This is a genomic window from Pectobacterium jejuense (genome assembly GCF_026800125.1).
Classification (GTDB): Bacteria; Pseudomonadota; Gammaproteobacteria; order Enterobacterales; family Enterobacteriaceae; genus Pectobacterium; species Pectobacterium jejuense.
Genome location: NZ_JAPQKX010000005.1, coordinates 152975 through 177138, shown reverse-complemented (window position 1 = coordinate 177138; position 24164 = coordinate 152975). Strand labels below are relative to the sequence as shown.

Here is a 24164-nt window from a genome sequence, read left to right as displayed (position 1 = left end):
CTCGTCCTGCTTTCTTCGGTTGTGTTAGTCCTCTTTATCACCTGAGTCTTGTCATAAGGTTGATGGTATCAGGGCTGACAACAGCATGCTCTTCACACTTTTGTGTTGCGCAGCTTTGCGTAATGTAACTATCTGGTTAACAATGAAATCAGGTCTGACCTGTTGTGCGCGTACTTTATTTTCGGTTAACAGGAGCGTTTATGAGCGAGGTATTACCTCTGATAACCCGCCGTGGCGATCGCATTGCGTTCGTGAGCGGATTACGCACCCCATTTGCCCGGCAGGCAACGGCCTATCATGGCGTACCTGCCATCGAATTAGGGAAGCTCGTCACCAGCGAATTACTGGTTCGCACGGGGATCGACCCTGAACTGATCGAGCTATTGGTGTTCGGACAGGTGGTTCAAATGCCCGAAGCGCCGAATATCGCCAGAGAGATCGTGCTCGGCACGGGCATGAGTGTGCATACCGATGCCTACAGCGTGTCGCGCGCCTGCGCTACCAGCTTTCAGGCGGTCGCCAACGTGGCGGAAAGCATTATGGCGGGGACGGTGGAAGTCGGCATTGCCGGCGGGGCGGATTCCTCTTCCGTGCTGCCGATTGGCGTCAGCAAAGCGTTGGCCAGAACGCTGGTGGATATGAACAAGGCCCGGACGCTGAGCCAGAAGCTGAAACTGTTAAGCGGTCTGCGCCCGAAAGACCTGCTTCCGGTTGCGCCTGCCGTGGCGGAGTATTCCACCGGGCTGCGCATGGGCGATACCGCCGAACAGATGGCAAAAACCTACGGCATCACGCGTGAAGAGCAGGATGAACTGGCGCACCGCTCGCACAAGCTGGCGGCTCAGGCTTGGGAATCCGGCGTGTTGCGCGATGAAGTCATGACGGCTTACGTCCCACCTTATGACAAGGCTCTGAGTGAAGATAACAACGTGCGCCATGATTCCGCGCTGGAGCAGTACTCCCGTTTACGCCCGGCGTTCGATCGCCGACACGGTACGGTCACGGCGGCGAACAGTACGCCGCTAACGGATGGCGCGGCAGCGGTGTTGATGATGAGTGAATCCAAGGCCAAAAGTCTGGGGATCACGCCGCTAGGCTACCTGCGCAGCTATGCATTCAGCGCCATCGGCGTACAGCGTGATATGTTGTTGGGGCCGGCTTATGCCTCCCCGCTGGCGTTGGCAAGGGCTGGCGTGACGCTGGCCGATCTGACGCTCATCGATATGCACGAAGCCTTTGCCGCCCAGACGTTGGCAAATCTCAAACTGTTTGCCAGCGATGAGTTTGCTCGGAATCAGCTGGGTAGAAACGCCGCGCTGGGCGAGGTAGATCGCACCAAGTTCAATGTGTTGGGGGGATCCATTGCCTATGGACACCCCTTTGCCGCTACTGGCGCGAGGATGATTACCCAAACGCTGAATGAACTGCGTCGTCGCGGTGGTGGGCTGGGATTAACCACCGCCTGCGCGGCGGGCGGGCTGGGTGCGGCAATGGTACTGGAGGTGACGCCATGAACGATCAACAGCCTTTCTCCGTGACAACATCATCTGCAACGGAAAAAACAGCGCCCGCAATGGAAAGCTCGACTGCTTTTTCCCTAACGATTCGGCCAGACAATATCGGTGTTATTTGCATTGATGTTCCCGGCGAGAAGGTGAACACGCTAAAGAGCGAATTTGCAGAACAGATTCTTTCGGTCTTCGAACAGGCGCGGCAGCATGCGACGCTCAGAGGGCTGATTTTTATTTCCGCCAAGCCCGATTCGTTTATCGCCGGTGCAGATATCACCATGTTGAACCAGTGCAGCAGTGCCGAACAGGCAGAGAATCTGGCGAAGCAAGGGCAGGAAACGTTCGAGCAGGTGGCCGCACTGCCGTTCCCGGTGGTGGCCGCGATCCACGGTGCCTGTCTGGGCGGTGGGCTGGAGCTGGCATTGGCTTGCGACTATCGCGTCTGCTCGCTGGATGAAAAAACGGTGCTGGGGCTACCGGAAGTGCAGCTTGGCCTTCTTCCCGGTTCGGGCGGAACGCAGCGGTTGCCACGGCTGATTGGTCTGGATAGCGCGCTGGATCTCATTTTGACCGGTCGCCACCTCCGAGCGAGTCAGGCGTTACGACAAGGGCTGATTGATGAGGCCGTCCCGCACGATATTCTGCTGGAGACGGCGGTCGATATTCTCAAAAAAGGAAAACGCAAAGCAGTGCCGCTGGGCTGGCGTTCGCGTTTGTTGAGCAGTCCGGGCATTCGCGATGTGCTGTTCAAACTAGTGAAGCGCAAAACACGTGCGAAAACACACGGCAACTATCCGGCCACGGAAAAAATCATCCAGGTGGTGCGTCGGGGCATAGAAAAAGGACGTGAAGAAGGGTATCGGCACGAGGCGAAAGCGTTCGGCAAACTGGTGATGACGCCGGAGTCGGCTGCGCTACGCCACCTGTTCTTTGCCTCCAATGCATTAAAGAAAACCACCGGGGCGGCCTCTGATGCCAAGCCGATCCACCGTGTGGGCATTCTCGGCGGTGGGCTGATGGGCGGCGGGATTGCCAGCGTGACGGCGACGCGCGGGAAGTTGCCAGTGCGCATTAAAGATATAAATGAACAGGGCATTAACCATGCGCTGAAGTACAACTGGCAACTGCTGACCAAACGCGTGCAGAGTAAGCGGATGAAGCCGACGGAGCGCCAGCGGTTGATGACGTTGATTTCCGGTAGTACGGACTATCGCGGTTTTGAACATGCGGATATCGTCATTGAGGCCGTTTTTGAAGATCTGGCGCTGAAGCGACAAATGGTGGCGGAGATTGAAGAGCACGCTGCGGCGCACACGATTTTCGCATCAAACACGTCCTCGCTGCCGATCCATCAGATTGCAGAGGGCGCGCGCCGTCCGCAACAGGTTGTGGGTCTGCACTACTTTAGTCCGGTGGACAAAATGCCGCTGGTTGAAGTGATCCCTCACGCTCATACCAGCGCAGAGACGGTCGCGACGACGGTGGCTCTGGCGAGAAAGCAGGGGAAAACCGCGATCGTCGTAGGCGACAGTGCTGGTTTTTATGTGAACCGCATATTAGCGCCTTATATTAACGAAGCCGCTTATTGCCTGCTGGAAGGGGAGCCGATCGAATCGATTGACTATGCGCTGGTACGCTTTGGCTTCCCCGTCGGCCCGCTCGCGCTGCTTGATGAAGTCGGTATTGATGTCGCGACCAAAATTGTGCCAGTGCTGAGTGAAGAACTGGGCAAGCGGTTCACCTCTCCACCTGCGTTTGATGCGATCCTGAAAGATGGGCGAAAAGGGCGCAAAAATGGGAAAGGATTCTACCGGTACAATAAAACGCGCCGTTTCTGGCACGCGGGCAGGGAGGTAGACAGCTCGGTTTATCCGCTGCTGGATGTCACGGCGAAGGCCCATATCGACCCTGCGCTCATCAGCCAGCGTGCCGTAATGATGATGCTCAATGAGGCGGCGCGCTGCTTGGACGAAGGCGTAATCCAGTGCGCCCGCGATGGTGATATCGGCGCGGTATTTGGCATTGGATTCCCCCCTTTCCTCGGCGGGCCGTTCCACTATATGGACCGTTTGGGCGTGGAAACGGTCGTGAAAACGCTACTGGTGCTGCAACAACAGTATGGCGATCGGTTCGCCCCCTGTGAACGTCTGCTCGCGATGCGGGAAGGTCGACGGACGTTTTATCCGCCAACCGATGAAGACCAGAGTGCTAGTTGATTGTGACGTTGATCGTCACCGTGTCTTTATATGCGCCTTCTGGCTTGCTGGCCTGACTGGCGTTAATTCGGGCGGTGTACGGGATATTTTGCGTAATTCCCGTACCCGTTCCGCTGTAATCGTTGGTTTCGGTCCAGGCGATGTTCCCGGTGCGATAGAGCTGATATTGCAAATAGTAAGGCGTGCCACCGACGGTGGCCGTCATTCTGCGCCAGTTGGCATCGTCAGGGTGGGTACTGACGAGTTTGACGGTATACGCGCCCAGCAGCGTACAGCGAACCCCGAGGTTATTGTTGACCGCTGCGAAATCAGCGGGGAACGCCGCCATGCCAAAACTGATATTCGGCGCGCTGGTGATCTGGCAATCATTGGTGATGTTCATGGTGATATTGAGGGTTGAAGTGGTTGAGCCCCTTTCGTAAACACAAAGACCTAACGCTCCCAGCGAACAAAGTTCATAATCCCATTTAATCGTCACTGTATCGGTATAGGTCCCGGCCGCTACGTTGTTGCCGATACTGGTGCGGATATAGATCGGTATGGAGCCATCTGCTGAATTGAACAGACCTAAGATGCCCAGAAACGTAGTCCGAGACCAGGTATAGGTTGAACCGATTTCATAAAGCGTACCGCAGCCAGAATCGATACACAGGCTGTAGGGAACGTAGTCTGTGCTCGTCCCTCTGCGCATCCGCATGGCGGTACCGCTGGGATTACTGTCATCCAGTATTGTGATTGTAATCGTATTGGTACCGGCTATACTCAGCAGGCTTCCCGTACAGCGGAATCCACTGCCTGATGTCACGATCTGGGGTGTTCCATTAACACCGACAACGGAAGAGGCATAAGGCCCCAGCGTAGTGGAACTCGGTGGCGTCGTGCAGGCGGCGTAGCTAAAGGGCGCGTAATACAGCGCCATCGACAGGAAGGCCAGACGCAGCCAACGAGCAACTCGCCGGTTGGTAGGGAAGAAGTGCTGGATTTTTGGTATCGGGGTCAGCATCGTTTTATCCTTTTGAGTCAGTCTGGCAGGTAAGCGGGCCGATGGTCGCCATCATGGTCTGTGATTCCGGCAGTGAGAATTCCACCCGGCAAAGCCGTCCGTCTTCTTGTTTAAAGCGTAAGCGGTTAGCGGTTCCCAGATTGGTGAAATAGACCAGGCCATCGTAGCCGCTGATGGTGGTGTCCCCGCTGACCTCGTTTGTTATCCAGGTGCCGATGGTGAGTGGGTTGCCATCCGTATTGCGCAGCTTAATGTTGGCGGATCGCACGGCATGAACGGGGAATGTGACGACAGTGCCGCTGCCTTCTTTGACCGACACACGCGATTCCACCTGTGGCGTGGTGACGTTGGCTGGCAGTTGTAGTGTGTCGATTTCCACTTTCGCGGGGTAATGGGACACCACCCACGGCACAAGTAAATGGCCGCGTTTGTTGGTTTTTCCTACCAGCTGGTTTTCATATTTTACCGGGACGTCAGGGTATTCCTCGGTATCAACCACAATAAAAGCATCGTTGATACGGTTACTGGCGAAAAGCCCCCCGTTCATGTAGATCAGCGAGCCGCTCAGTTCCCCCCATTGCGTGGTGTTTCCTTCATTGCCATACGTGCCACCAGCAACCATGGCATAAGGGCCGCGCCAGTTTAGCGAGCCTTGGTGATAAGGATTTTTCCCTGCGCCATACGCGGCGTTCCAGCCTAATCCACCTTCTGTCGGTGCGGTACGGTTCACTCCGACTCGCGGTGAATAATCGCCATTGTTGTCGCGCTGAACGCCGGCATTAATGCTGCCGTTTGTACCAAAAGGCATCACGAACTGGATCTGGGCGCTGTAGCCGTTTTCTCCCAGCGCTTTGTTAAAGGCGAGATAAATAGAGCTGTTTTGCCAGACTTGACGGCTGAAAGAGAAATTTAGCAGGCGAGTCCGGGTTGAATCGTACGCGCGGATATCGAAATAACCCACGCCGAATGAGCCGTTGCCTTCTCCGAACAGCTGGCTGCTGAGCGTTGCCTGATAGCTTTCTCTACTGAGGCGGCCTTCCGTCAGTACGGCGGTTAAATCGCGGTATTCCTCACTGCGTTTGGCATGTTGAACATTCAGGCCAAATGCGGAAGTGTAGTAAGAGTAGCCCGTGGTGTATTGGTGTCCGGTGGCTTCTTTTTCACTCTGACTGTAGGAGGAACTCAGCGTACCCCAGCGGCCAAGGGTAAAATCGGCTCCCGCACCGAGCAGATAGAGATCCTGTACGGCTTCGCCATGCGCTGACACGGTCAGCTTATTGGTCAACCCATAGCGATAGATGCCGCTGACAGCGGGATCGTCAGTGTAGGCATTATTCTTTATGCTATAGTCCTGACGTAACACGCCAACGGACAGATCGAAATCGCTTAATCCCTCTCTTAACAATGTGTTTGAGACGTAAAACGGGATCGTGGTAGAAATCTGCCGCCCCTGAGCGTCAGTGGTAATGACGGTGGCTTCCCCAGCGCCGTTCAGGTAAGGCGTGTTAGTGAGAGTGAAGGGACCAGCATTCAGGCTGGTGCTGTTCGCTTTATACCCGTTGATAAACAGGTCCAGCGTGCTGGGCACGGCAGCCGTACCGGTGTATTGCAGCATCGGATAAGTGACGATATCCGGGCGAAGGCCGAAATTGCGGGCGACGCGCAGGCCGCCCATACGCACCGAGTTGCTCCACGTCAGCGAGTTGCTAATCAGGTCACCAACCTGATAGGTGATCATGCGTTCGTTATCGTTATAGCGCCAATAGGTATCGAAACGCTGATAGCCATCTTGCTGCGCGGTATTGTTGCCCGAGGTGAAGTAGTAGATCCCTGTATTGGATAAGGTTCCATAAGGGCTAAAAAAACGCTGTTCCATCCAACTGCTGAGCGAATCTGAATTGGCACGAGGCGAGGTGTAATAAAGGTTATAGTTGAACAATAAGCCGGGACTGCTACGGGCGGGGAAACGCGCCATGTCCTGCCCGCCGCCTTCAACAGATTGCTCGGGTAGCCAGAATGTAGGCACGGTGATTTTTAGCTGCTGTATGGCCTGATCGTAATCGGTGGTGACCTCTGGCAGGGCGTTGATATTCACCAGCCCCACGCTTTGCTCTGGCAGACGGACGTGATTCGAACGCAGTGTTGCTGCATCTACATAATAATTCCCCGCACGATACGTGACGGGTACGACCAGATTATCGCTCAGCCCGTTGACGGAGATCGTTAAATAGTAAACGGACTCGCTGAGTGAGGGCATGGCGCTGGGGGGCGCGGGAAGATCGGTATAGTCTTCCGCGAGAATCGTCGCAGAATAAAACAGCGTAAACGGGGCATAGATGAGCAGGGGAAACCTGGCTGTTTTGCTCTTCATGCCTGGCCTCACCATGGCCGCGTGGTCAATAGACACGTCGCTGTCGTTAATCGCCCCATCATTCGCGTTTTATCAAGATAGGATCGGTGATATCGATCAAGCTGGTGAAGAGTTGCATGCCTGCACCCGGTGTGGATACGCCAGCAGGCAGCGGCCAGCGCATCTCTTGTCCCGGTAACACATAGCCTAAAAAGCCGTCGGTTACCTTTATCCGGCTTCCTTTTCCGCTTTGGTCGGCTGACCAATAGACGTTGCTCAGACGGGCATGGACGACGCCACGATTACGGACATAAAGATAGTTTTTCCCCCCAACCGGGCTAACTCGCCAACTGAGTACGGGCAGCGTAGGCTCGGTGGTGGCGCGTCGTTTGTCCGGGCGAATATGTGTCCAAATGCCTGCACCATCAAGGAACAGTGGCAGCAGATAGCGCATCTGGAATTGCAGCCCCATCTGCGGGGCATCCTGTTGGTAGGGCGCGGAGATTTCATCAACGATGATGCGGTAAGCCTGTTCGGTATTGGCGGGGGCAGGGTTGACGCGAATCAGGCGTATCATATTGCGCTTGCCCGGCTCCAGTGTCATGAACGGCGGTGTGGCAATCACATTACTTTGCTCGGCATAACGATCCTGAAAATCTATTTGCTTCCAGGACACTATACGAATTTGTAAGCCGACGGGCGCAGCACCTTTATTTTCCAACCATAGCGCCGAGCTGTTCTCATCGGACTCAATGACCTGATAAATCGGCCAAACGAGGATAGAACTGGCGGCAAAGCAAGACGAGCCGAAACCGCTTAATAAAAAAACCATTACCCGAATAAAAAGCGTCATTTTCCTTTTCATCCTGTGTTCACCCTGTTTTGTTTTTAATAAGTCAGGCTGACGGTCACGTTATCGGTATAAACCCCTGCGGGAGGCAGAGGCGTGCCGCCAAAATAGCGGGCGTAAACGGTGTAGGTCTGGGGTGTAGCGGGAAAAGAGACAATGCTGAGCGCCAGACTTCCCGTTCCCCATACCTGTGTGCGTGCAGCATCACGGTAAAGCTGGTAGGCCAACAGGCGCGTCCCGGCCGCATTCTTCAGATAGCGCTGTGCGCTGCTGCCGCCATTGGCACCGTAGCCCAGTTCGATGATGGCATTAGTGCCAGGTGTACAGGTCGCGATAATCGATCCCCCGCCGCTGGTGCTGGCGATATCCACGTTGGTCGCCGTGGCGCTGAGCGTCCCAAAATTAAGTGTTCCCATATTGGGCTGGCTGCTTGCTGTGCTGGTGCCAAACACACAGCCTTTTTGTATCGTTGCTGTGACATCGAATGTGCTGCTCACGGTAAGCGCCATCGCCACCGTGGGGACGATGGAACCAGACAGTAGGAGTGAGAAAATCAATGCCGATGGAAAACGCATCGCAATACCCGCGGCTATCGAGCCTGAATGGCGGCACGGGAAACGCCCAGAGTCAGGGGCGAAGGCTGGGCGTAGGCTGCAAACGCGGAATCGCGTATGAGATGTGGTGACATAACGGCTCCTTTTCTTGTGGATCAATGACCCTAAAAAGGCTGGCATGCGAACATGCCAGCCTGTAAAAAATCACCATTCGATCGTGGCAGTGACGGTATCGGTATAAGCCCCTGCGGTGGGCGATAGCACGGTCTGATCTGACGGCAGGATACGGGCATACACGGGAACCAGCTGTGGGTTACCCGTTGCAACAATGGCAATGCCCGTTGCACTACTGAGTGGGATTTCGGTCGTACGGGTTGAATCGCTGTATAAACGGTAAGGGACGTTGTAGGTTCCCGTGCCTGGCGCTAACCGGCGTAGCGAGGCGGTGGCGTTTGCACCTGCACCGATATACAACGCCGCCGGTGTGCCAACAGAGCAACTGACGGTAATCCCGTTGCCCCCAGTGCTGGTAACCTGGGCGTCAATACTGGCTGTCAGATCGGAATGAGAGCCAAAGTTGATTGTTCCCCATGTAGTGCCTGCGCCTCCCCCGTTGTTGACCGTGCAGGCAGAGGTAATCGTCAGTGATACAGGGATCTGACCATTAATCGTTACGCTGCTGGCAGTGGGGGAGAGGCCGAATGTGGTAAATAGTGTGGCCAGAATAGGTAATGTTATACGTTTAGAATTCATGATGATTCCTTTATATGCCTCTCACTTATTTTCATCGAAAGTGTTTTCACGACAGGGCATTGATTTTCGTGAAAACAGCTCGTCAAGAATGACTATTAAAAAAGTAATCATAACGAGTCGTTTTAATCAGTATGGATATTTATAGGGCATAGATTAACCGACCGGGAAAATACAGAGGGTTTATTCTCTTTCCTGGTTGGCAGAACCATTGACACTAAAATGTCGCATTACTGAAATATATCGCTACTACTTTCAGTACGTTCCGTATGGTGAAGATGACGCTATAAAGAACACGTATGGCTAATTTTATCTTCCGTGGCGTGAATAATGGCAGGCATATAAATAACAGATAGGTTCTTCGGGCTTTATCCTGAATTGCACATTCGTCCATAAATAGAAGAGCAATCTATTTTTATTATATGACGTTATATTCTGTGTAATGACCTTGTTTATATAAAACGAATAGTAAAAAAAAGAGCTACTTAAGATAAAGATAGAACCAGAGTGGTTGTTTAACAATGTCGCAAAAATTGATATGCGTTAAAAAAGTGCAAGAAATCGACATTTTTGATTTTATCAGTATTTTATGCTGATTTTTTGTTCATTGTTGAATTCTGTCTCTTATTTTTTGATTTTACTGTAAGTGATTATAATGACCATTGTAAAGATATGGTTATGTGTTTGGGTTGGGTAGATCCTACCGTATATCTATAAATTTTTTATTTATCATGCAATTAATGATGGGTGATAGGGGCAGGTAAGTCTGGTGACGTTGCTGATATATTACGATGATTGACTTGTTAGTGATGGGTGCGCTAAAACGCGCTTTCAGAATGGTTAATGTTATAACAGTATTGGGGCGCATTCACGGCAGACCTCAGTGGGTAACCTGTGGTCGGGAAGTGGATATGATGATTTTTTCTACCTAAACCTGACCTCAGGTGAGTTTACATAGCGAGAAACTCAGGTAACCTACAACAATTCAGGTAACCTACAACAATTCAGGTAACCTACAACAATAAAGCGGTTATACCCGTCATACTTGAATGATTTAGGGTATCTACCTTATATATGGCTACATTGCAGGTATGCCAAAGAGGCAGCAAAGCCAATGCTCATACAGCATTAAGTATGAGCATATATCATATATTTCATTAACATAGCGGTGTAATATGCAAGTGTTGATAATGCGTCATGGTGATGCGGTACTTGATGCAGCGAGTGATGCTGTTCGGCCATTGAGCGACGCAGGTCGTGATGAATCTCGCCAAATGGCGTGTTGGTTGAATGAGCAAAATATCGATATTGAGCGCGTTCTGGTGAGCCCTTATTTGCGCGCCCAGCAAACGCTCGAGGTGGTGAAAAAAGTGCTGCCGCTGCCGGAAGAAGCGGATTGCCTGAATGAGCTGACGCCCGGTGGTGATGCCCAGCTTGTGAGCTATTATCTGCAAACGCTGGCAAGAGAAGGCGTGGGTGCGGTTCTGGTTGTGTCGCATCTGCCGCTGGTGGGCTATCTGGTTGCCGAATTATGCCAGAATGAAACCGCACCGATGTTCGCCACATCCGCTATTGCCTGCGTGAAGGTGGAAGCGGAATCCGGTCATGGCGTTCTGCACTGGCAAGTTAGCCCGGCGCAGTTGAACGCGAAATCCTGATACAACTAACCCCAAGCTCCTGAATTCATACGGTATGAGGCGTGTAATGCACTTACACGCCTCATTGTTTTTTGAAGAAGAGCGAGCTTATTCAAGCGACGGTGCCTCTAGCGCCACCAACACCAGCAGCGCGGCATTCCCACCAAATTCTTTCGGAGCCTGATGAAAAGCCAGCACGTCAGGGTGCTGTGCCAGCCAGAGCGGCGTTTGTTGCTTCAATATATGTTTGCCGTGCCCGTGCATCACGCAGGCGCAGTAAACGTGCTCCCGCCGACAGGCCGCTAGCAGCGCGCCCAGTTCCTGCTTCGCCTGAAGCTGCGTCAGGCCATGTAAATCCAGAAACAGCTCCGGTGAATAATCTCCCCGTCGAAGCTTCTTCAATTCATAATGGCTGGCACCCGGGCGGACATAGCGCGTCGGGCCTTCTGCATCCAACTGTGGCTGAAATTCATCCGAAAAATAGAAACTGGCATCAACCTGCTCCTGCAATGCCCGTTTGGCGGGTAATTCACCCGGTTTTTTGCGCAGCGGTTTGTGGGTATAGGTATCCTGACGCAACTTTTTTGTGCCAGTGATTGACGTGCGAAAAAGCTGTAATTCGTCGTCATTCAGCGAATATTTATTACTCATGTTTTATTCATCTTGCGTCAACATTCGATCAGTTTACCTTGTCTCCCCGCTGTCGCTAAATAAAAGTCTGTATCGGGGCGCGTTCAGTCGGTTATATCTGCTGATTTGTCGCGGGCTTCATGGCAAACTAAGCGCCAATTTCCCATTCAGAACAGTCTGCGGAGGACACCCTTGGACAAAATTTTCGTCGATGAGGCCGTCAGTGAACTTCATACCATTCAGGATATGTTGCGCTGGGCTGTCAGCCGGTTTAACGCAGCCAACGTCTATTACGGTCACGGGACGGATAATCCCTGGGATGAATCCATACAGCTGGTATTACCTAGCCTGTATCTGCCGCTCGATATTCCTGAAGATATGTACACGTCCCGTCTGATCACCAGCGAACGGCAGCGGATTGTTGAGCGCGTAATCCGCCGCGTCAATGAGCGTATCCCGGTTGCCTATCTGACCAACAAGGCCTGGTTCTGCGGCCTGGAATTCTACGTAGACGAACGCGTGCTGGTGCCGCGCTCTCCCATCGGTGAGCTGATCAATAACTATTTTGATGAGCAACTGCCAAAAACGCCAAACCATATTCTGGATCTGTGTACGGGCAGCGGCTGTATTGCTATTGCCTGCGCTCAGGCGTTCCCAGAAGCGGAAGTCGATGCGGTCGATATTTCCAGCGATGCACTGGCGGTAACCGAACAAAATATTCAGCAGCACGGTCTGGAATACCGCGTGACGCCGATTCGCTCTGATCTGTTCCGCGATTTACCGGCGATTCGCTATGATTTGATCGTGACTAATCCACCGTATGTGGATGAAGAAGATATGTCCGATCTGCCACAGGAATTCCGTTTCGAGCCTGAACTGGGACTGGCGGCGGGTAACGACGGTCTGGATCTGGTGCGTCGTATTCTGGCCTGTGCGCCAGACTATCTGAGCGACGACGGCGTGCTGATTTGCGAAGTGGGCAACAGCATGGTGCACCTGATCGATCAATACCCAGACATCCCGTTCACCTGGCTGGAGTTTGATAACGGCGGTGACGGTGTGTTTATGCTAACGCAATCACAGCTGGTCGATTGCAAAGCGCATTTCAGCGCTTACCGTGATTAAACGGTCATAACGATATTTATTCGCCTTACCGTTTAGACGGTGAGGCAGAAACAGAACACATGCGAAGGAGTTGTGATGGCAGGCAACAGTATTGGGCAATTTTTCCGCGTCACTACATTTGGCGAGTCCCACGGTATTGCCCTGGGATGTATTGTTGACGGCGTACCGCCGGGGATCCCGCTAACGGAAGCGGATCTGCAACACGATTTGGATCGCCGCCGTCCGGGGACCTCCCGCTATACGACGCAGCGCCGCGAACCCGATCAGGTCAAAATTCTGTCCGGCGTTTTTGAAGGTGTGACAACAGGGACCAGCATTGGCCTGTTGATTGAAAACACCGATCAGCGTTCTCAGGATTACGGCGCGATTAAAGACGTCTTTCGCCCGGGCCACGCCGATTACACCTATGAGCAAAAATACGGCCTGCGCGATTACCGCGGCGGCGGTCGTTCTTCCGCGCGCGAAACCGCGATGCGCGTTGCTGCGGGCGCGATTGCGAAGAAATACCTGCAACAGCAATACGGCGTGAAGGTTCGTGGCTATCTGTCGCAGATTGGCGATGTCACCTGCGAGCTGAAAGATTGGGAACAGGTTGAGCAAAACCCGTTCTTCTGCCCGGATGTCGACAAGCTGGAAGCTCTGGATGAACTGATGCGGGCGCTGAAAAAAGAAGGCGACTCCATTGGCGCGAAGGTCAGCGTTGTGGCGGAATCGGTGCCTGTTGGATTAGGCGAGCCGGTCTTTGATCGTCTGGATGCTGACTTGGCTCATGCACTGATGAGCATCAACGCCGTGAAAGGCGTCGAAATTGGTGATGGCTTTGCGGTTGTCACCAAACGCGGCAGCGAAAACCGTGATGAAATCACGCCGGACGGTTTCCAAAGCAATCACGCCGGCGGCATTTTAGGCGGGATCAGCAGCGGTCAGAATATTGTTGCACATCTGGCGTTGAAGCCGACCTCCAGCATTATGGTGCCGGGGAAAACGATCAACCGTCAGGGCGAAGCGACTGAAATGGTCACGCGCGGGCGTCACGATCCCTGTGTGGGCATTCGTGCGGTGCCGATTGCCGAAGCCATGATGGCGATTGTGTTAATGGATCACCTGCTGCGCCAACGCGCACAGTGTGGGGATGTGAACAGTCAGGTTCCTCGCTGGTAAAAAAATAATGAAACAAGGGTTAATCGGGGTTCTCGCGCTGGCACTGAGCGCGCCGCTGTTATCGAACGTCGCGTGGGCAAAAACGCCCTGGCAGGAGATCGCGCATCCGGTTGCGGGTACGCCGCAGTCAATTGGTAGTTTTTCCAATGGCTGTATCATCGGTGCCCAGCCGCTGCCATTGCAGTCGCTGGATTATCAGGTGATGCGCGTCGATCAGCGCCGCTATTTCGGTCACCCCGAGCTTCTGGCGTTTATCCACCGCCTGAGCAACGAGGTTAAGCGTACGACCTCCGGTAATGTGCTGGTGGGGGATATGGGCATGCCAGTTGGTGGACGTTTCAGCAGCGGCCACGCTAGTCACCAATCCGGGCTGGATGTCGACATCTGGCTGCAATTGCCCAGACAGCGTTGGAGCGAGCAGCAGTTGCTGAAACCGCAGCCTATCGACTTGGTTAACGCCAGCGGGCTGAACGTTAACCCACGCGTTTGGCGACCGGAAGTCACCACCCTGATCAAAACCGCTGCGTTGGATAGCGACGTCACGCGCATCTTCGTCAATCCGGCGATTAAAAAACAGCTCTGTGTTGAAGCGGGCCACGATCGTGACTGGCTGCGCAAAGTTCGCCCTTGGTTTGCACACCGTGCGCATATGCATGTGCGCCTGCGCTGCCCGGCTGACAGCCTTGAGTGTCAGGATCAGGACGAACCACCTGTCGGTGACGGATGCGGTGCCGAGTTAACCAGCTGGTTCCAGCCAAAACAGCCGAGTACCGAAGCCCCGGAAAAAACCACGCCGCCGCCGTTGCCTCCATCTTGTCAGGCGCTGCTCGACAGACATTTTGCTGCGAGATAACGAGTCACTATGCGAGATAACAGATAACTATGTCGCGAGATAAAAAATAATTATGGACTGGTTAGTTCTTGGGCCAGAAATGCTGGCCGTGCTGTTTTTTGTCGGAGCGCTGGCAGGGTTTATTGATTCGATTGCGGGCGGGGGCGGTTTATTGACGATCCCAGCCTTGCTGGCAGCGGGTTTATCCCCGGCGCAGGCGCTGGCAACGAATAAACTTCAGGCCGTCGGTGGATCTTTTTCCGCCAGCCTGTATTTCATCCGCCGTCGCGCGGTGAATTTGGGCGAGCAGAAGCTGGCGATTGCGCTGACGTTTGTCGGCTCGACCTTTGGTGCCTGGCTGATCCAGCAGATCAATGCCGATTTTCTGCGTCAGCTATTGCCGGTGCTGATTATTGGCATCGGTCTCTACTTTTTATTAACGCCTAAAATCGGTGATGAAGATCGGCAGCGTCGCCTGTCGCCACTTCCGTTTGCGATTGTGGCAGGCTGTTGTGTCGGCTTTTATGACGGTTTCTTCGGCCCCGGTGCCGGATCGTTTTACGCGCTGGCTTTTGTCACCCTGTATGGCTTCAATCTGGCAAAAGCGACGGCGCATGCCAAAATCCTGAACTTTACCTCCAACTTCGGCGGGCTGCTGTTTTTCATGCTCAGCGGAAAAGTGGTCTGGGTGGTTGGGGGCGTCATGCTGATCGGGCAGATCCTCGGTGCACGGCTTGGGGCCAAAATGGTGATGACGAAAGGGCAAAAGCTGATTCGTCCGATGCTGGTGCTGGTTTCCGCCATCATGAGCGGCAAGCTGATTTATGACAGCCACGGGCACGAGATTGCCGTTTGGCTGGGACAGTTTTTATAACAACAAATTATGATAACAACAGATAACATGACTACGACGCACCACTATCAACAACTGATTGATATTTTTAATGATTGCTTTGGCGATGAATACAATACCCGTCTGGTAAAAGGCGACGATGAGCCGATTTATCTGCCAGCGGATGATGACATTCCGTATCACCGGATTGTGTTTGCCCACGGTTTTTATGCCAGCGCGCTACACGAGATTTCTCACTGGTGCATTGCCGGTGCCCAGCGGCGCTTGCAGGTCGATTTCGGCTACTGGTACTGCCCGGATGGCCGCGACGCCTCGACGCAAAGCCAGTTTGAGGTGGTGGAAATCAAACCGCAGGCCTTCGATTGGCTGTTCTGTGTCGCCGCAGGCTTTCCGTTTAACGTCAGCTGCGACAACCTGAACGGCGACTGTGAGCCGGACCGTATTGATTTCCAGCGGCGCGTGCATGCACAGGTGATGCAGTATCTGGAAGAAGGGATTCCCGCGCGTCCGGCCAGCTTTATTCGTGCATTACAATCGTTTTACAATACGCCACCGCTGACGGCGGCGAGCTTCCCGTATCCAGCCGATCTATGATACGCGGGAACCGCAAAAAATTTGAGGATAAGAAATGATCGCAGAATTTGAAACGCGCATTCTGGCGCTGATTGATGACATGGTAGAGCATGCCAGCGACGATGAGCTGTTTGCCGGCGGCTATTTGCGTGGTCATCTGACGGTGTCGGTGGCAGAAGCGGAAGAGCATGGGGAACACACGCTTGAAGCACTGCATCTGCGCGTTAGCGACAGCATTAATAACGCCATCAAAAACGGTGAGCTGTCACCGCCAGATCAGGTACTGGTTAACGGGATGTGGGAACGTCTGTTCCAGCAGGCGCAGAATAGTACGCACTAGCTTGAATTGTTTAGAATGAGTTGATCCAAACTCGTTATGACCGTTCCCTACCCACTGTCTCTCAGTCACATTCCTATGCAGACTCAGAGACAGTTTCGTGCGCCACACCGCTGCTATTCATATGCGATACCGTATACGCGCCCGACGCAGGGCGCTCAGTCGCCGCCGCCCTGCGAACCCAGGCTCCCGGCTAAATTATGCCGCTTCGCGGTGCCATCGGTGTTCGTGACCGCTAATCGAGCCGCCAGTGACGCGTTCCCGACGCGGCACTGGTTTTCGCGACGTCCTGTCGCTCACTCGGCGGTCAAGCTCACCGCTGCATAATTTTTTAAGCCGGATTCTGGCAAAAACCATTACAAGTCGTGGCATTTGTGCACAAGAGGCCGTTTGTCTGTGAAGAGATAGTTTATTAATCCTGAACTACAGGTTTGCCTTTCAGTAGTTTTCTTATCCAGAAACGATTTGGGTTGAGTGCGGCGAGCGTATCGCGGTCCAGCGGTAGCGGTTCACCATACATCTGTGAGGCCAAAATTTCTGCTGCGAGTGGCGCTGAGCAAAGCCCGCGTGAGCCTAACGCGCCGATAATAAACAGATCCTGCCAATAGGGAGCGCTGGGCACTGTGTCGGCACGGTGTTGAGGGTGCAGTCGATCTTCATACTCGGCCAGCGTTTGTTCATAGTTCGGTACCGCGCCTAATAGCGGCAGATGATCGCGTAGCGCGCAGCGGACGCCCTGACGTGCCTGCGCATCGCTGACATCGATCGTTTTCGCCCAGTCTGCGTCAGGCAAACAGTTCAGCAGCCGTTGGCGGTTGTCTTGCTGCTCGTCTTCCCGGTAATCACAGTGTGTTTCACCTCGTAAATAGCTCGCCCCAATGCAGTGCGTCTGATGCTGCGGACTCACTGGTGTCAGATAGCCGTCGTAGCACAAAACCTGTTTGAGCTGCCCCAGTACAGGGTTGGTCGGAATATGGCTGACCTGCCCGCGCACGGCGTAAGCGGGTAAATGGGAGGTCTGTGGCCAGTCGGTAATGTGATGACCATTTGCCAGCACCACGACGGCATGATTTACCCGTTGGCCGGTGCTCAGAGTGAGTGACCAGCCGCCGTCCGTTTTCTCCAGTGCGAAAACGGCGGTACTCATCTGTACCGACAAACCGTTCTGCTCTGCCAGCTTCAGCGCAGAAGCCGTCAGTTCTGCCGGACACAGCCAGCCGCCGTCAGGATAAGTGATGCCGTTTACGCCGGGATTCAGGCCGCTTTGCGTTTCCAACTGCTGTGCATCCACGCTGACGACCAGCGCTTCCGGCCATTCGCCTTGCAGAATATGTTCGATTTTACGCGCACTTTTTTCATCCCAGGCGAGCTGGCTGACGCCGCACCACTGATGCTCAAACGCCAAACCCTGCTGCGCCAGCGCGGTGTAATTGCGGTGAGCAAAATCAAACGCGAGAGAGAAAAAGCGGGACACGGCATCGTGCCGATTATTCAGCAGAGGATACAGAGCCCCCTGACGATTGCCGGATGCGCCTGTGGCAGGCTGTGCCTCCGCGCAGTAGAGCGTGACGTTTGCGCCGCGTCGTTGCAGCGCAAGGGCAGTAAGCACGCTGGCGATGCCGCCGCCGATAATCGCAATATCGTCAGTCGTGCTGGCGGCGGGACGTGCATACCACGGTGTTGGCGAGGTAACGTGAAGCGCGTCGGGAAGAATGCCGCTCAACATTTCCCGCTTCTGTCCAAATCCTTTGATTTTACTGACCTGAAACCCGGCCTGTTGCAGACCTCGACGCACAAAGCCTGCGGCGGTAAAGGTGGCAAACGTGCCTTCTTTACGGCACAGACGAGCCATTGCCTGAAACAGATTATCCGTCCACATATCCGGGTTCTTGGAAGGCGCGAAGCCGTCCAAAAACCAGGCGTCGACCTGATGATTCTGGGTGTCATCCAGTTCAGGCAGTAAGACGTTAACGTCACCGAACCACAGATCGAGCGTGATAGTGCCTTGCGCCAGAATCAGTCGATGGCAGCCCGGCAGCGGTAGCGGCCATTGCTCTCGCAGTTCATCCGCGAAGGCGGCCAGCTCCGGCCACTGTGCGTGCGCGGCAGCCAAATCAGGCCGACGCAGAGGGAATTTCTCGAAGCTAATGAAATGCAGGTGGCGCAATGTCGCCTGTGGCTGCTGTTGACGAAAGTCGGCAAACGCTTGCCACAGCGTCAGAAAATTCAGACCCGTGCCAAAGCCGGTTTCTGCTATCACGCAGGCTGCGCGCGGATGCGTGGCGAAACGCTCAGGAAACTGATTGCCCTTTAGAAACACATAACGGGTTTCTGCCAACCCATCCTGATTCGAAAAATAGACGTCATCAAACTGTTGCGATACAGGTGTACCCTGAGCGTTCCAACTTAACGACGCGTGTTGGATGGGGAGGTTGGTCACGACAAAAAGCTCATTATTCAAGTGATGATGAGATTCTATCGGGCTGAATATTGTGGCGCAAATTTAGCAATGATTTCGCGATAGTTTGGCTGATCGGACTTGTTCAGCTTACAACTGTACGCTAAAGTGCGAAGCGAAATCCCAAACTCTATAAGTGGAAGAAGAGGTATTAAATGAAACGTGCAGTGATTACTGGCCTGGGGATCGTATCAAGCATCGGTAATAACCAGCAGGAAGTTCTGGCATCATTGCGGGAAGGCCGCTCGGGTATTACTTTCTCTCAAGAGCTGAAAGATTCCGGCATGCGTAGTCACGTCTGGGGGAATGTCAAACTGGACACCACCGGCCTCATCGATCGCAAAATTGTGCGTTTTATGAGTGATGCATCGATTTATGCCTACTTATCCATGGAGCAGGCGATTCAAGATTCCGGGCTGTCTGATGAGGTTTATCAGAATAACCCACGCGTTGGCCTGATTGCCGGTTCCGGCGGTTCTGCACGCTATCAGGTGTTCGGTGCTGACGCGATGCGTAGCCCGCGCGGCCTGAAAGCCGTTGGCCCTTATGTGGTAACCAAATCCATGGGTTCTGCGGTATCCGCGTGTCTGGCAACGCCATTCAAAATTCACGGCGTGAACTACTCTATCAGCTCTGCCTGTGCGACTTCTGCACACTGCATCGGTAACGCGGTTGAGCAAATCCAGATGGGCAAACAGGACATCGTGTTCGCTGGCGGCGCGGAAGAGTTGTGCTGGGAACTGGCCTGTGAATTTGACGCGATGGGCGCACTGTCGACCAAATACAATGAGACACCAGAAAAAGCGTCCCGTACCTATGACGCCGGCCGCGATGGTTTCGTCATTGCAGGCGGTGGCGGTATGGTCGTTGTAGAAGAATTGGAACACGCACTGGCGCGTGGCGCACATATCTACGCGGAAGTGGTCGGCTACGGCGCGACGTCTGACGGCGCGGATATGGTTGCTCCATCAGGTGAAGGTGCTGTTCGTTGTATGAAGATGGCGATGCACGGTGTGGATACGCCGATCGATTACCTGAACTCTCACGGTACTTCTACGCCAGTTGGCGATGTGAAGGAACTGGGTGCGATTCGTGAAGTGTTTGGCGACAACTCGCCAGCTATTTCCGCGACCAAAGCGATGACCGGTCACTCTCTGGGCGCAGCTGGCGTGCAGGAAGCGATTTACTCACTGCTGATGCTGGAGCACAGTTTCGTTGCACCGAGCATCAACGTGGAAAATCTGGACGAGCAGGCTGCTGGCCTGAACATCGTGACTGAACCGACGGAACGTAAACTGACTACGGTGATGTCTAACAGCTTCGGTTTCGGTGGTACGAATGCGACGCTGGTAATGAGAAAACTCGATAAATAATCGGTTTATCAGTCAAACGTTCTCATTGAAATGTTCTTATTGAAATAAAGAAAACCCCGCTGGCGCAAGCCGCGGGGTTTTTTGTTGGCGCGGATTTGCTTGATGATAGTCAGTCAGCGATAGTCATGAGCGGTATTGATGCTAGATCAATACCCAAAGCAGAAAGGCAGCCACGCAGGTGCTGACAATCACCAGAAACATCGGCTTATGGAACAGGGATTGCCAACTGAGCGGTAATGACGCAATCAGCGGGTTAAACAGCGGATGTAGCAACTGTGAGGTTGTGGTCCAGTCCGTTTCCTGTGAACGCTGAATGCGCTGCGTAAACAGGAACGTCAGCAGATCGCTGACCTGCATTGGCGTTAGCGGAGTTTGTAATCCGATATTGAAGCGGTTCTGCGTGTAATCCATCAATAAGTGCTGTTCCTGCGCGGTCATGGGCTGTTGTAGCAGAGCCTGTAACGGCGCGAGATTCGGGGAAAGCAGCGTGTTCTGTGGCGATAGCGACTGTGATGATAGGTTCGCTGTGGACGACGGATTCGCGTTAGCCGTATTGGTGGTATTGGCTGTCAGCGGTTCTGACGCTGCGCCTGCATTTGTTGATGTTCCCTGCTGCGCCGGCGGGGTGGCGCGCAGCAGCGTCTGCGTCTGTTGCAGCTCAACCTGCGCTTGCAGGAACTGCGTGATCAGCGGCAGATGTTTTAGCGGGATAGCGTCGCCCGGGCTAAGATTCTGCATCATCATCAGATTGTTCAGTATTCTTGCTGGCTGTTCCCCAGTCATGGTCGCTAAGCGGGTGACTAACTGATTCAAGCCGCGCTGTTCAGCAGGAGAGAGCGGACGATCGGGCGAGTTGGCGGCCTGAGCGGTTTGCGATGCTGTGGCTGATGCCGTTGACTGCGGAATTTGCCCGTTTTGCAGTAGCGTAACAACCTGCTGTAGCTGCGTTTTAGTCAGCGCGCTTAGCGTGGTGCTACCGAACTGTTGCTGGATGAAATTGCTGACCGCCTGACGGTTATTTCCCTGAGACAGCATATCTGTCAGACGCTGAAGCAGCTGCTGACGTCCACCGCTATCTTGTGCCTGCGTTAAACGCGTCTGAAGTATCTGCTCGGCAGGCTGGTAATGGCGGGACAGCAGTTCATTATTTTCTGCCAGCCCTAATCCCTGTTTTACCGTTGTCCAGACTTCCGCTGCCTTTGACGTTGTCAGTGCGGCAACTCTAAGCACCAGATTTTCTAGCGTCGTACGCTGCGCCAGCGTCAGCGGACGATCGCCGTTGGCGGAACCACCTGCGGCATTAGCGGATGATGTAGAGGTTGACGATGTGGTGGTCGGCGTCACCGAACGTTCGCCGGGCAGCGGGGCACCTGGGCCGCTTACAGGTTGCATATCGGTTATCCTCACTGCCGTCATGATTGAGATGAATCATAGCAATCTCCCGTGACGGCCGATAGTCAGACGTCGCCTAAAACGGCACTAATCTTATGGGGGATTATGAGCTACGTCCTAGTGGGATGCGCAAGCGCTGGGCGAGGATCACGCCGAGTAGCGTAATGCCACCGCCAACCAGATGATAATGATGTAACGGCTCATGCAAAAAGCCAATGGCGATCATCGCCGTGAAGATCGGCGTCAGGTTCATAAAGATGGAGGCTTTGCTGGCTCCGAGGCGCATAACCCCCTGAATCCACAGAAAAGGCGCAAGGATTGAGGCCATGATACCAGCGAAAATTACCAGCGGCAGATTTTCGGCATTGAGCTGCACATTGTCCGTCAGCAGAAAGTTTGGAATTAGCACGACTACGCCAAAGGCAATTTGCACATAGAGCGACACCCAGTTGGGCAACGGAATGCTCCAGCGTTTGGTCAGCACGCCATAGAGCGCATAGGACAACGACGCACAAAACATCATGAGTTCACCAGGGCCGATGCCCTGCGCCAGAATCTGTTCGGGATGCCCCTCACCGATCAGCCAGACAATCCCGACCAGCGACAGCAGGCTACCGAGTAGCACGCCCAGCGTGGGAGCCAGGCGCAGCAGCGGAATGCTGAGCAGAACGGTGAGCAGCGGTACAAGTGACCCCATGATCCCCATCATCACGGCGCTGATAGAGTGCGCCGCGTAGTAGGCAAGACTTTGGTACAACACCATGCCAAGCAGACCCAACACCAGCAGTTTCCAGGCGTGTTGACGAATGGTCACCGCGTGCTGACGAAGCGTTGGCAGCATGAACGGCGTCATGACGAGGAACGCCAGCAGCCAGCGATAAAACGATATAGCGGCTGGGTCAATAACGCTTGCAGAAAGCTTGTTGACGATGACGTTAATTGACCAGATCAGGACGGCAATGGTGGGAAAAAGGGCGTTCAACGTTGGGATTCTCTTAGCAGACCAGACGAAAAACGCACCAATTGCCAGTCTGGTCGATAAAAATGGGGCAAGTGCGGCAATGGCAAACAACATAACAGAGCCATGTGACGACTATCAACCTTGTATGGCGTCGGCTTTCTATGACGACCATCTTGTCAGATCCTCATGGGTGCGAACCGATAACGGAAAGACATCGCGTCGTAATTGCCTTGGGTTTCTGCCCCATTCGGTGGCAAAATATCTCCCCGCTTTTTTTGGCTGGCTACCGATGTCGGAGAAGACAATGAAGATTCTGGTTGATGAGAATATGCCGTATGCCCGCGAGCTATTTAGCCGTCTGGGTGAGGTTCAGGCCGTGCCGGGACGTCCTTTGCCGCGCGATCTGCTGGCAGACGCGGATGCGTTGATGGTGCGCTCGGTCACGAAGGTGAACGCGGATCTGCTGTCTGGTTCGGCGGTAAAATTTGTCGGCAGCGCGACGGCAGGCACCGACCATGTCGATGACACCTGGCTTAACGCCAACGGGATCGCGTTTTCTGCTGCCCCCGGCTGCAATGCCATTGCGGTAGTGGAGTACGTCTTTTCTTCTTTGCTGATGCTGGCCGAGCGTGATGGTTTCCAACTGCGTGATAAAACCGTAGGGATTGTCGGCGTGGGCAACGTTGGCAGACGTCTGGATGCGCGTCTGAAAGCCTGGGGCGTTAACACGCTGCTGTGCGATCCGCCGCGTGCCGATCGCGGTGATACGGGCGATTTTCTGCCGCTCGACGCACTGGTGCGTGATGCCGACATTCTGACGTTGCATACGCCGCTGTATCTCGACGGCCCGTACCGTACTCACCATCTGGTTGATGCCGCCGTACTGAACGCGTTTGCGGACGGACGTATTCTGATTAACGCCTGTCGTGGCCCGGTGGTGGACAACGCTGCGCTGCTTGAGGCGCTACAACAGGGTAAAAAACTCAGCGTCATTCTTGACGTATGGGAGCCAGAACCTGCGTTATCGACCGATCTGCTGGCGCGAGTAGACATTGGCACGGCGCATATCGCTGGCTATACGCTGGAAGGGAAAGCGCGCGGCACCACGCAGGTGTTTGAGGCATGGAGCGAGTTTATCGGAACCCCGCAGCAGGTGGCGCTTTCGTCGCTTTTGCCTGCACCAGAGTATGCCGACGTGACATTGACCGTGCCGCTGGATGAGGCGTTGCTAAAACGTCTGGTGCATCTGGTGTATGATGTGCGCCGGGACGATGCACTGTTGCGCCACGTTGCGCATCAGGAAGGCGAATTCGATCGCCTGCGCAAACATTATCAGGAACGACGCGAATGGTCGTCACTCCATGTTATCTGCGCTGATGCTGATAGCGCAGATTGCCTGAACGCGCTGGGATTCACGGCGTCAGTGCGGGATGCACGTTAACGGAGCACCGCTGAGGTTCTTCGCTGGTGGATGCATCGCATAAGCATACTATTCATTAATAGACAGTTATTTATTCATGAACTGACAGACGGTGTCGCTATCGTCTGCCGGTTTCATTCATGATTTGTGTTTCATTCAAAATTTGGGAGAGAACCAA

General features: G+C 54.0%; 20 protein-coding genes. 11 read left to right on the top strand and 9 right to left on the bottom strand.

Going from position 1 to position 24164, the window contains the following annotated elements:
* The first annotated feature begins 200 nt into the window (after positions 1 to 200).
* Both fadI and fadJ read left to right on the top strand, forming a co-directional pair.
* On the top strand, positions 201 to 1514 hold the full coding sequence (gene fadI / locus NXT09_RS11185; protein WP_240583407.1) for an acetyl-CoA C-acyltransferase FadI: 1314 nt from the start codon (positions 201 to 203) through the stop codon (positions 1512 to 1514).
* Positions 1511 to 3727, top strand: a complete 2217-nt coding sequence (fadJ, locus tag NXT09_RS11180) for a fatty acid oxidation complex subunit alpha FadJ (RefSeq protein WP_370690940.1) — start codon at positions 1511 to 1513, stop codon at positions 3725 to 3727. Before fadI ends, fadJ begins: the two co-directional genes overlap by 4 nt.
* On the opposite strand, the gene NXT09_RS11175 is transcribed toward fadJ, so the two are convergent.
* The 5 genes from NXT09_RS11175 to NXT09_RS11155 form a co-directional block, all read right to left on the bottom strand.
* Positions 3720 to 4730, bottom strand: a complete 1011-nt coding sequence (locus tag NXT09_RS11175) for a Csu type fimbrial protein (protein WP_240583405.1) — start codon at positions 4728 to 4730, stop codon at positions 3720 to 3722. The two genes, fadJ and NXT09_RS11175, sit on opposite strands and share 8 nt — an antisense overlap.
* A gap of 4 nt (positions 4731 to 4734) precedes the next feature.
* A complete protein-coding gene (locus tag NXT09_RS11170) occupies positions 4735 to 7101 on the bottom strand; it encodes a fimbria/pilus outer membrane usher protein (RefSeq protein WP_268579710.1) in 2367 nt (788 codons plus the stop codon).
* A gap of 58 nt (positions 7102 to 7159) precedes the next feature.
* Entirely contained in the window at positions 7160 to 7933 is a 774-nt protein-coding gene (locus tag NXT09_RS11165) for a fimbrial biogenesis chaperone (protein WP_205549927.1), read from the bottom strand.
* Between the two features lie 35 nt (positions 7934 to 7968).
* The gene (locus NXT09_RS11160; RefSeq protein ID WP_240583403.1) at positions 7969 to 8505 is read right to left on the bottom strand and encodes a Csu type fimbrial protein; all 537 of its coding nucleotides are present in this window, start codon (positions 8503 to 8505) and stop codon (positions 7969 to 7971) included.
* Between the two features lie 183 nt (positions 8506 to 8688).
* Positions 8689 to 9237: a Csu type fimbrial protein gene (locus NXT09_RS11155; RefSeq protein ID WP_268579709.1), complete on the bottom strand. Its 549-nt coding sequence runs from the start codon at positions 9235 to 9237 to the stop codon at positions 8689 to 8691.
* Between the two features lie 1172 nt (positions 9238 to 10409).
* Between NXT09_RS11155 and sixA the strand changes: the two genes are divergently transcribed.
* Entirely contained in the window at positions 10410 to 10892 is a 483-nt protein-coding gene (gene sixA, locus NXT09_RS11150; RefSeq protein WP_109411407.1) for a phosphohistidine phosphatase SixA, read from the top strand.
* An 87-nt stretch (positions 10893 to 10979) separates the two neighbouring features.
* Here sixA and smrB read toward each other — a convergent pair whose 3' ends face one another.
* The gene (smrB, locus tag NXT09_RS11145; RefSeq protein ID WP_010298564.1) at positions 10980 to 11522 is read right to left on the bottom strand and encodes an endonuclease SmrB; all 543 of its coding nucleotides are present in this window, start codon (positions 11520 to 11522) and stop codon (positions 10980 to 10982) included.
* A gap of 171 nt (positions 11523 to 11693) precedes the next feature.
* Here smrB and prmB point away from each other — a divergent pair, with 171 nt between their 5' ends.
* The 6 genes from prmB to NXT09_RS11115 all read left to right on the top strand — a co-directional run bounded on the left by prmB (position 11694) and on the right by NXT09_RS11115 (position 16385).
* Positions 11694 to 12626 carry a 50S ribosomal protein L3 N(5)-glutamine methyltransferase gene (prmB, locus tag NXT09_RS11140; RefSeq protein ID WP_268579708.1) on the top strand — a complete coding sequence of 311 codons (933 nt, stop codon included), beginning with the start codon at positions 11694 to 11696 and terminating at the stop codon, positions 12624 to 12626.
* A gap of 75 nt (positions 12627 to 12701) precedes the next feature.
* Positions 12702 to 13787, top strand: a complete 1086-nt coding sequence (gene aroC, locus NXT09_RS11135) for a chorismate synthase (RefSeq protein ID WP_205549919.1) — start codon at positions 12702 to 12704, stop codon at positions 13785 to 13787.
* Positions 13788 to 13794: 7 nt separating this feature from the next.
* Positions 13795 to 14640: a penicillin-insensitive murein endopeptidase gene (gene mepA, locus NXT09_RS11130; RefSeq protein WP_268579707.1), complete on the top strand. Its 846-nt coding sequence runs from the start codon at positions 13795 to 13797 to the stop codon at positions 14638 to 14640.
* Between the two features lie 52 nt (positions 14641 to 14692).
* On the top strand, positions 14693 to 15493 hold the full coding sequence (locus NXT09_RS11125) for a sulfite exporter TauE/SafE family protein (RefSeq protein WP_268579706.1): 801 nt from the start codon (positions 14693 to 14695) through the stop codon (positions 15491 to 15493).
* 27 nt (positions 15494 to 15520) lie between these two features.
* Complete coding sequence (locus NXT09_RS11120) at positions 15521 to 16066, top strand: elongation factor P hydroxylase (RefSeq protein ID WP_010285076.1); 546 nt, start codon at positions 15521 to 15523, stop codon at positions 16064 to 16066.
* Between the two features lie 34 nt (positions 16067 to 16100).
* Complete coding sequence (locus tag NXT09_RS11115; protein ID WP_014916053.1) at positions 16101 to 16385, top strand: YfcL family protein; 285 nt, start codon at positions 16101 to 16103, stop codon at positions 16383 to 16385.
* Between the two features lie 409 nt (positions 16386 to 16794).
* On the opposite strand, the gene mnmC is transcribed toward NXT09_RS11115, so the two are convergent.
* Positions 16795 to 18822: a bifunctional tRNA (5-methylaminomethyl-2-thiouridine)(34)-methyltransferase MnmC2/FAD-dependent 5-carboxymethylaminomethyl-2-thiouridine(34) oxidoreductase MnmC1 gene (gene mnmC, locus NXT09_RS11110; protein WP_268579705.1), complete on the bottom strand. Its 2028-nt coding sequence runs from the start codon at positions 18820 to 18822 to the stop codon at positions 16795 to 16797.
* A 173-nt stretch (positions 18823 to 18995) separates the two neighbouring features.
* Between mnmC and fabB the strand changes: the two genes are divergently transcribed.
* Complete coding sequence (gene fabB, locus NXT09_RS11105) at positions 18996 to 20213, top strand: beta-ketoacyl-ACP synthase I (RefSeq protein ID WP_039284831.1); 1218 nt, start codon at positions 18996 to 18998, stop codon at positions 20211 to 20213.
* Between the two features lie 141 nt (positions 20214 to 20354).
* On the opposite strand, the gene flk is transcribed toward fabB, so the two are convergent.
* Both flk and NXT09_RS11095 read right to left on the bottom strand, forming a co-directional pair.
* Entirely contained in the window at positions 20355 to 21605 is a 1251-nt protein-coding gene (flk, locus tag NXT09_RS11100) for a flagella biosynthesis regulator Flk (protein ID WP_268579704.1), read from the bottom strand.
* A gap of 103 nt (positions 21606 to 21708) precedes the next feature.
* Positions 21709 to 22680 (bottom strand): DMT family transporter, encoded by a 972-nt coding sequence (locus NXT09_RS11095; RefSeq protein ID WP_268579703.1) that lies wholly within the window; start codon positions 22678 to 22680, stop codon positions 21709 to 21711.
* Between the two features lie 190 nt (positions 22681 to 22870).
* On the opposite strand from NXT09_RS11095, the gene pdxB reads away from it, so the two are divergent.
* A complete protein-coding gene (pdxB, locus tag NXT09_RS11090) occupies positions 22871 to 24007 on the top strand; it encodes a 4-phosphoerythronate dehydrogenase PdxB (RefSeq protein ID WP_268579702.1) in 1137 nt (378 codons plus the stop codon).
* Positions 24008 to 24164: the final 157 nt, after the last annotated feature.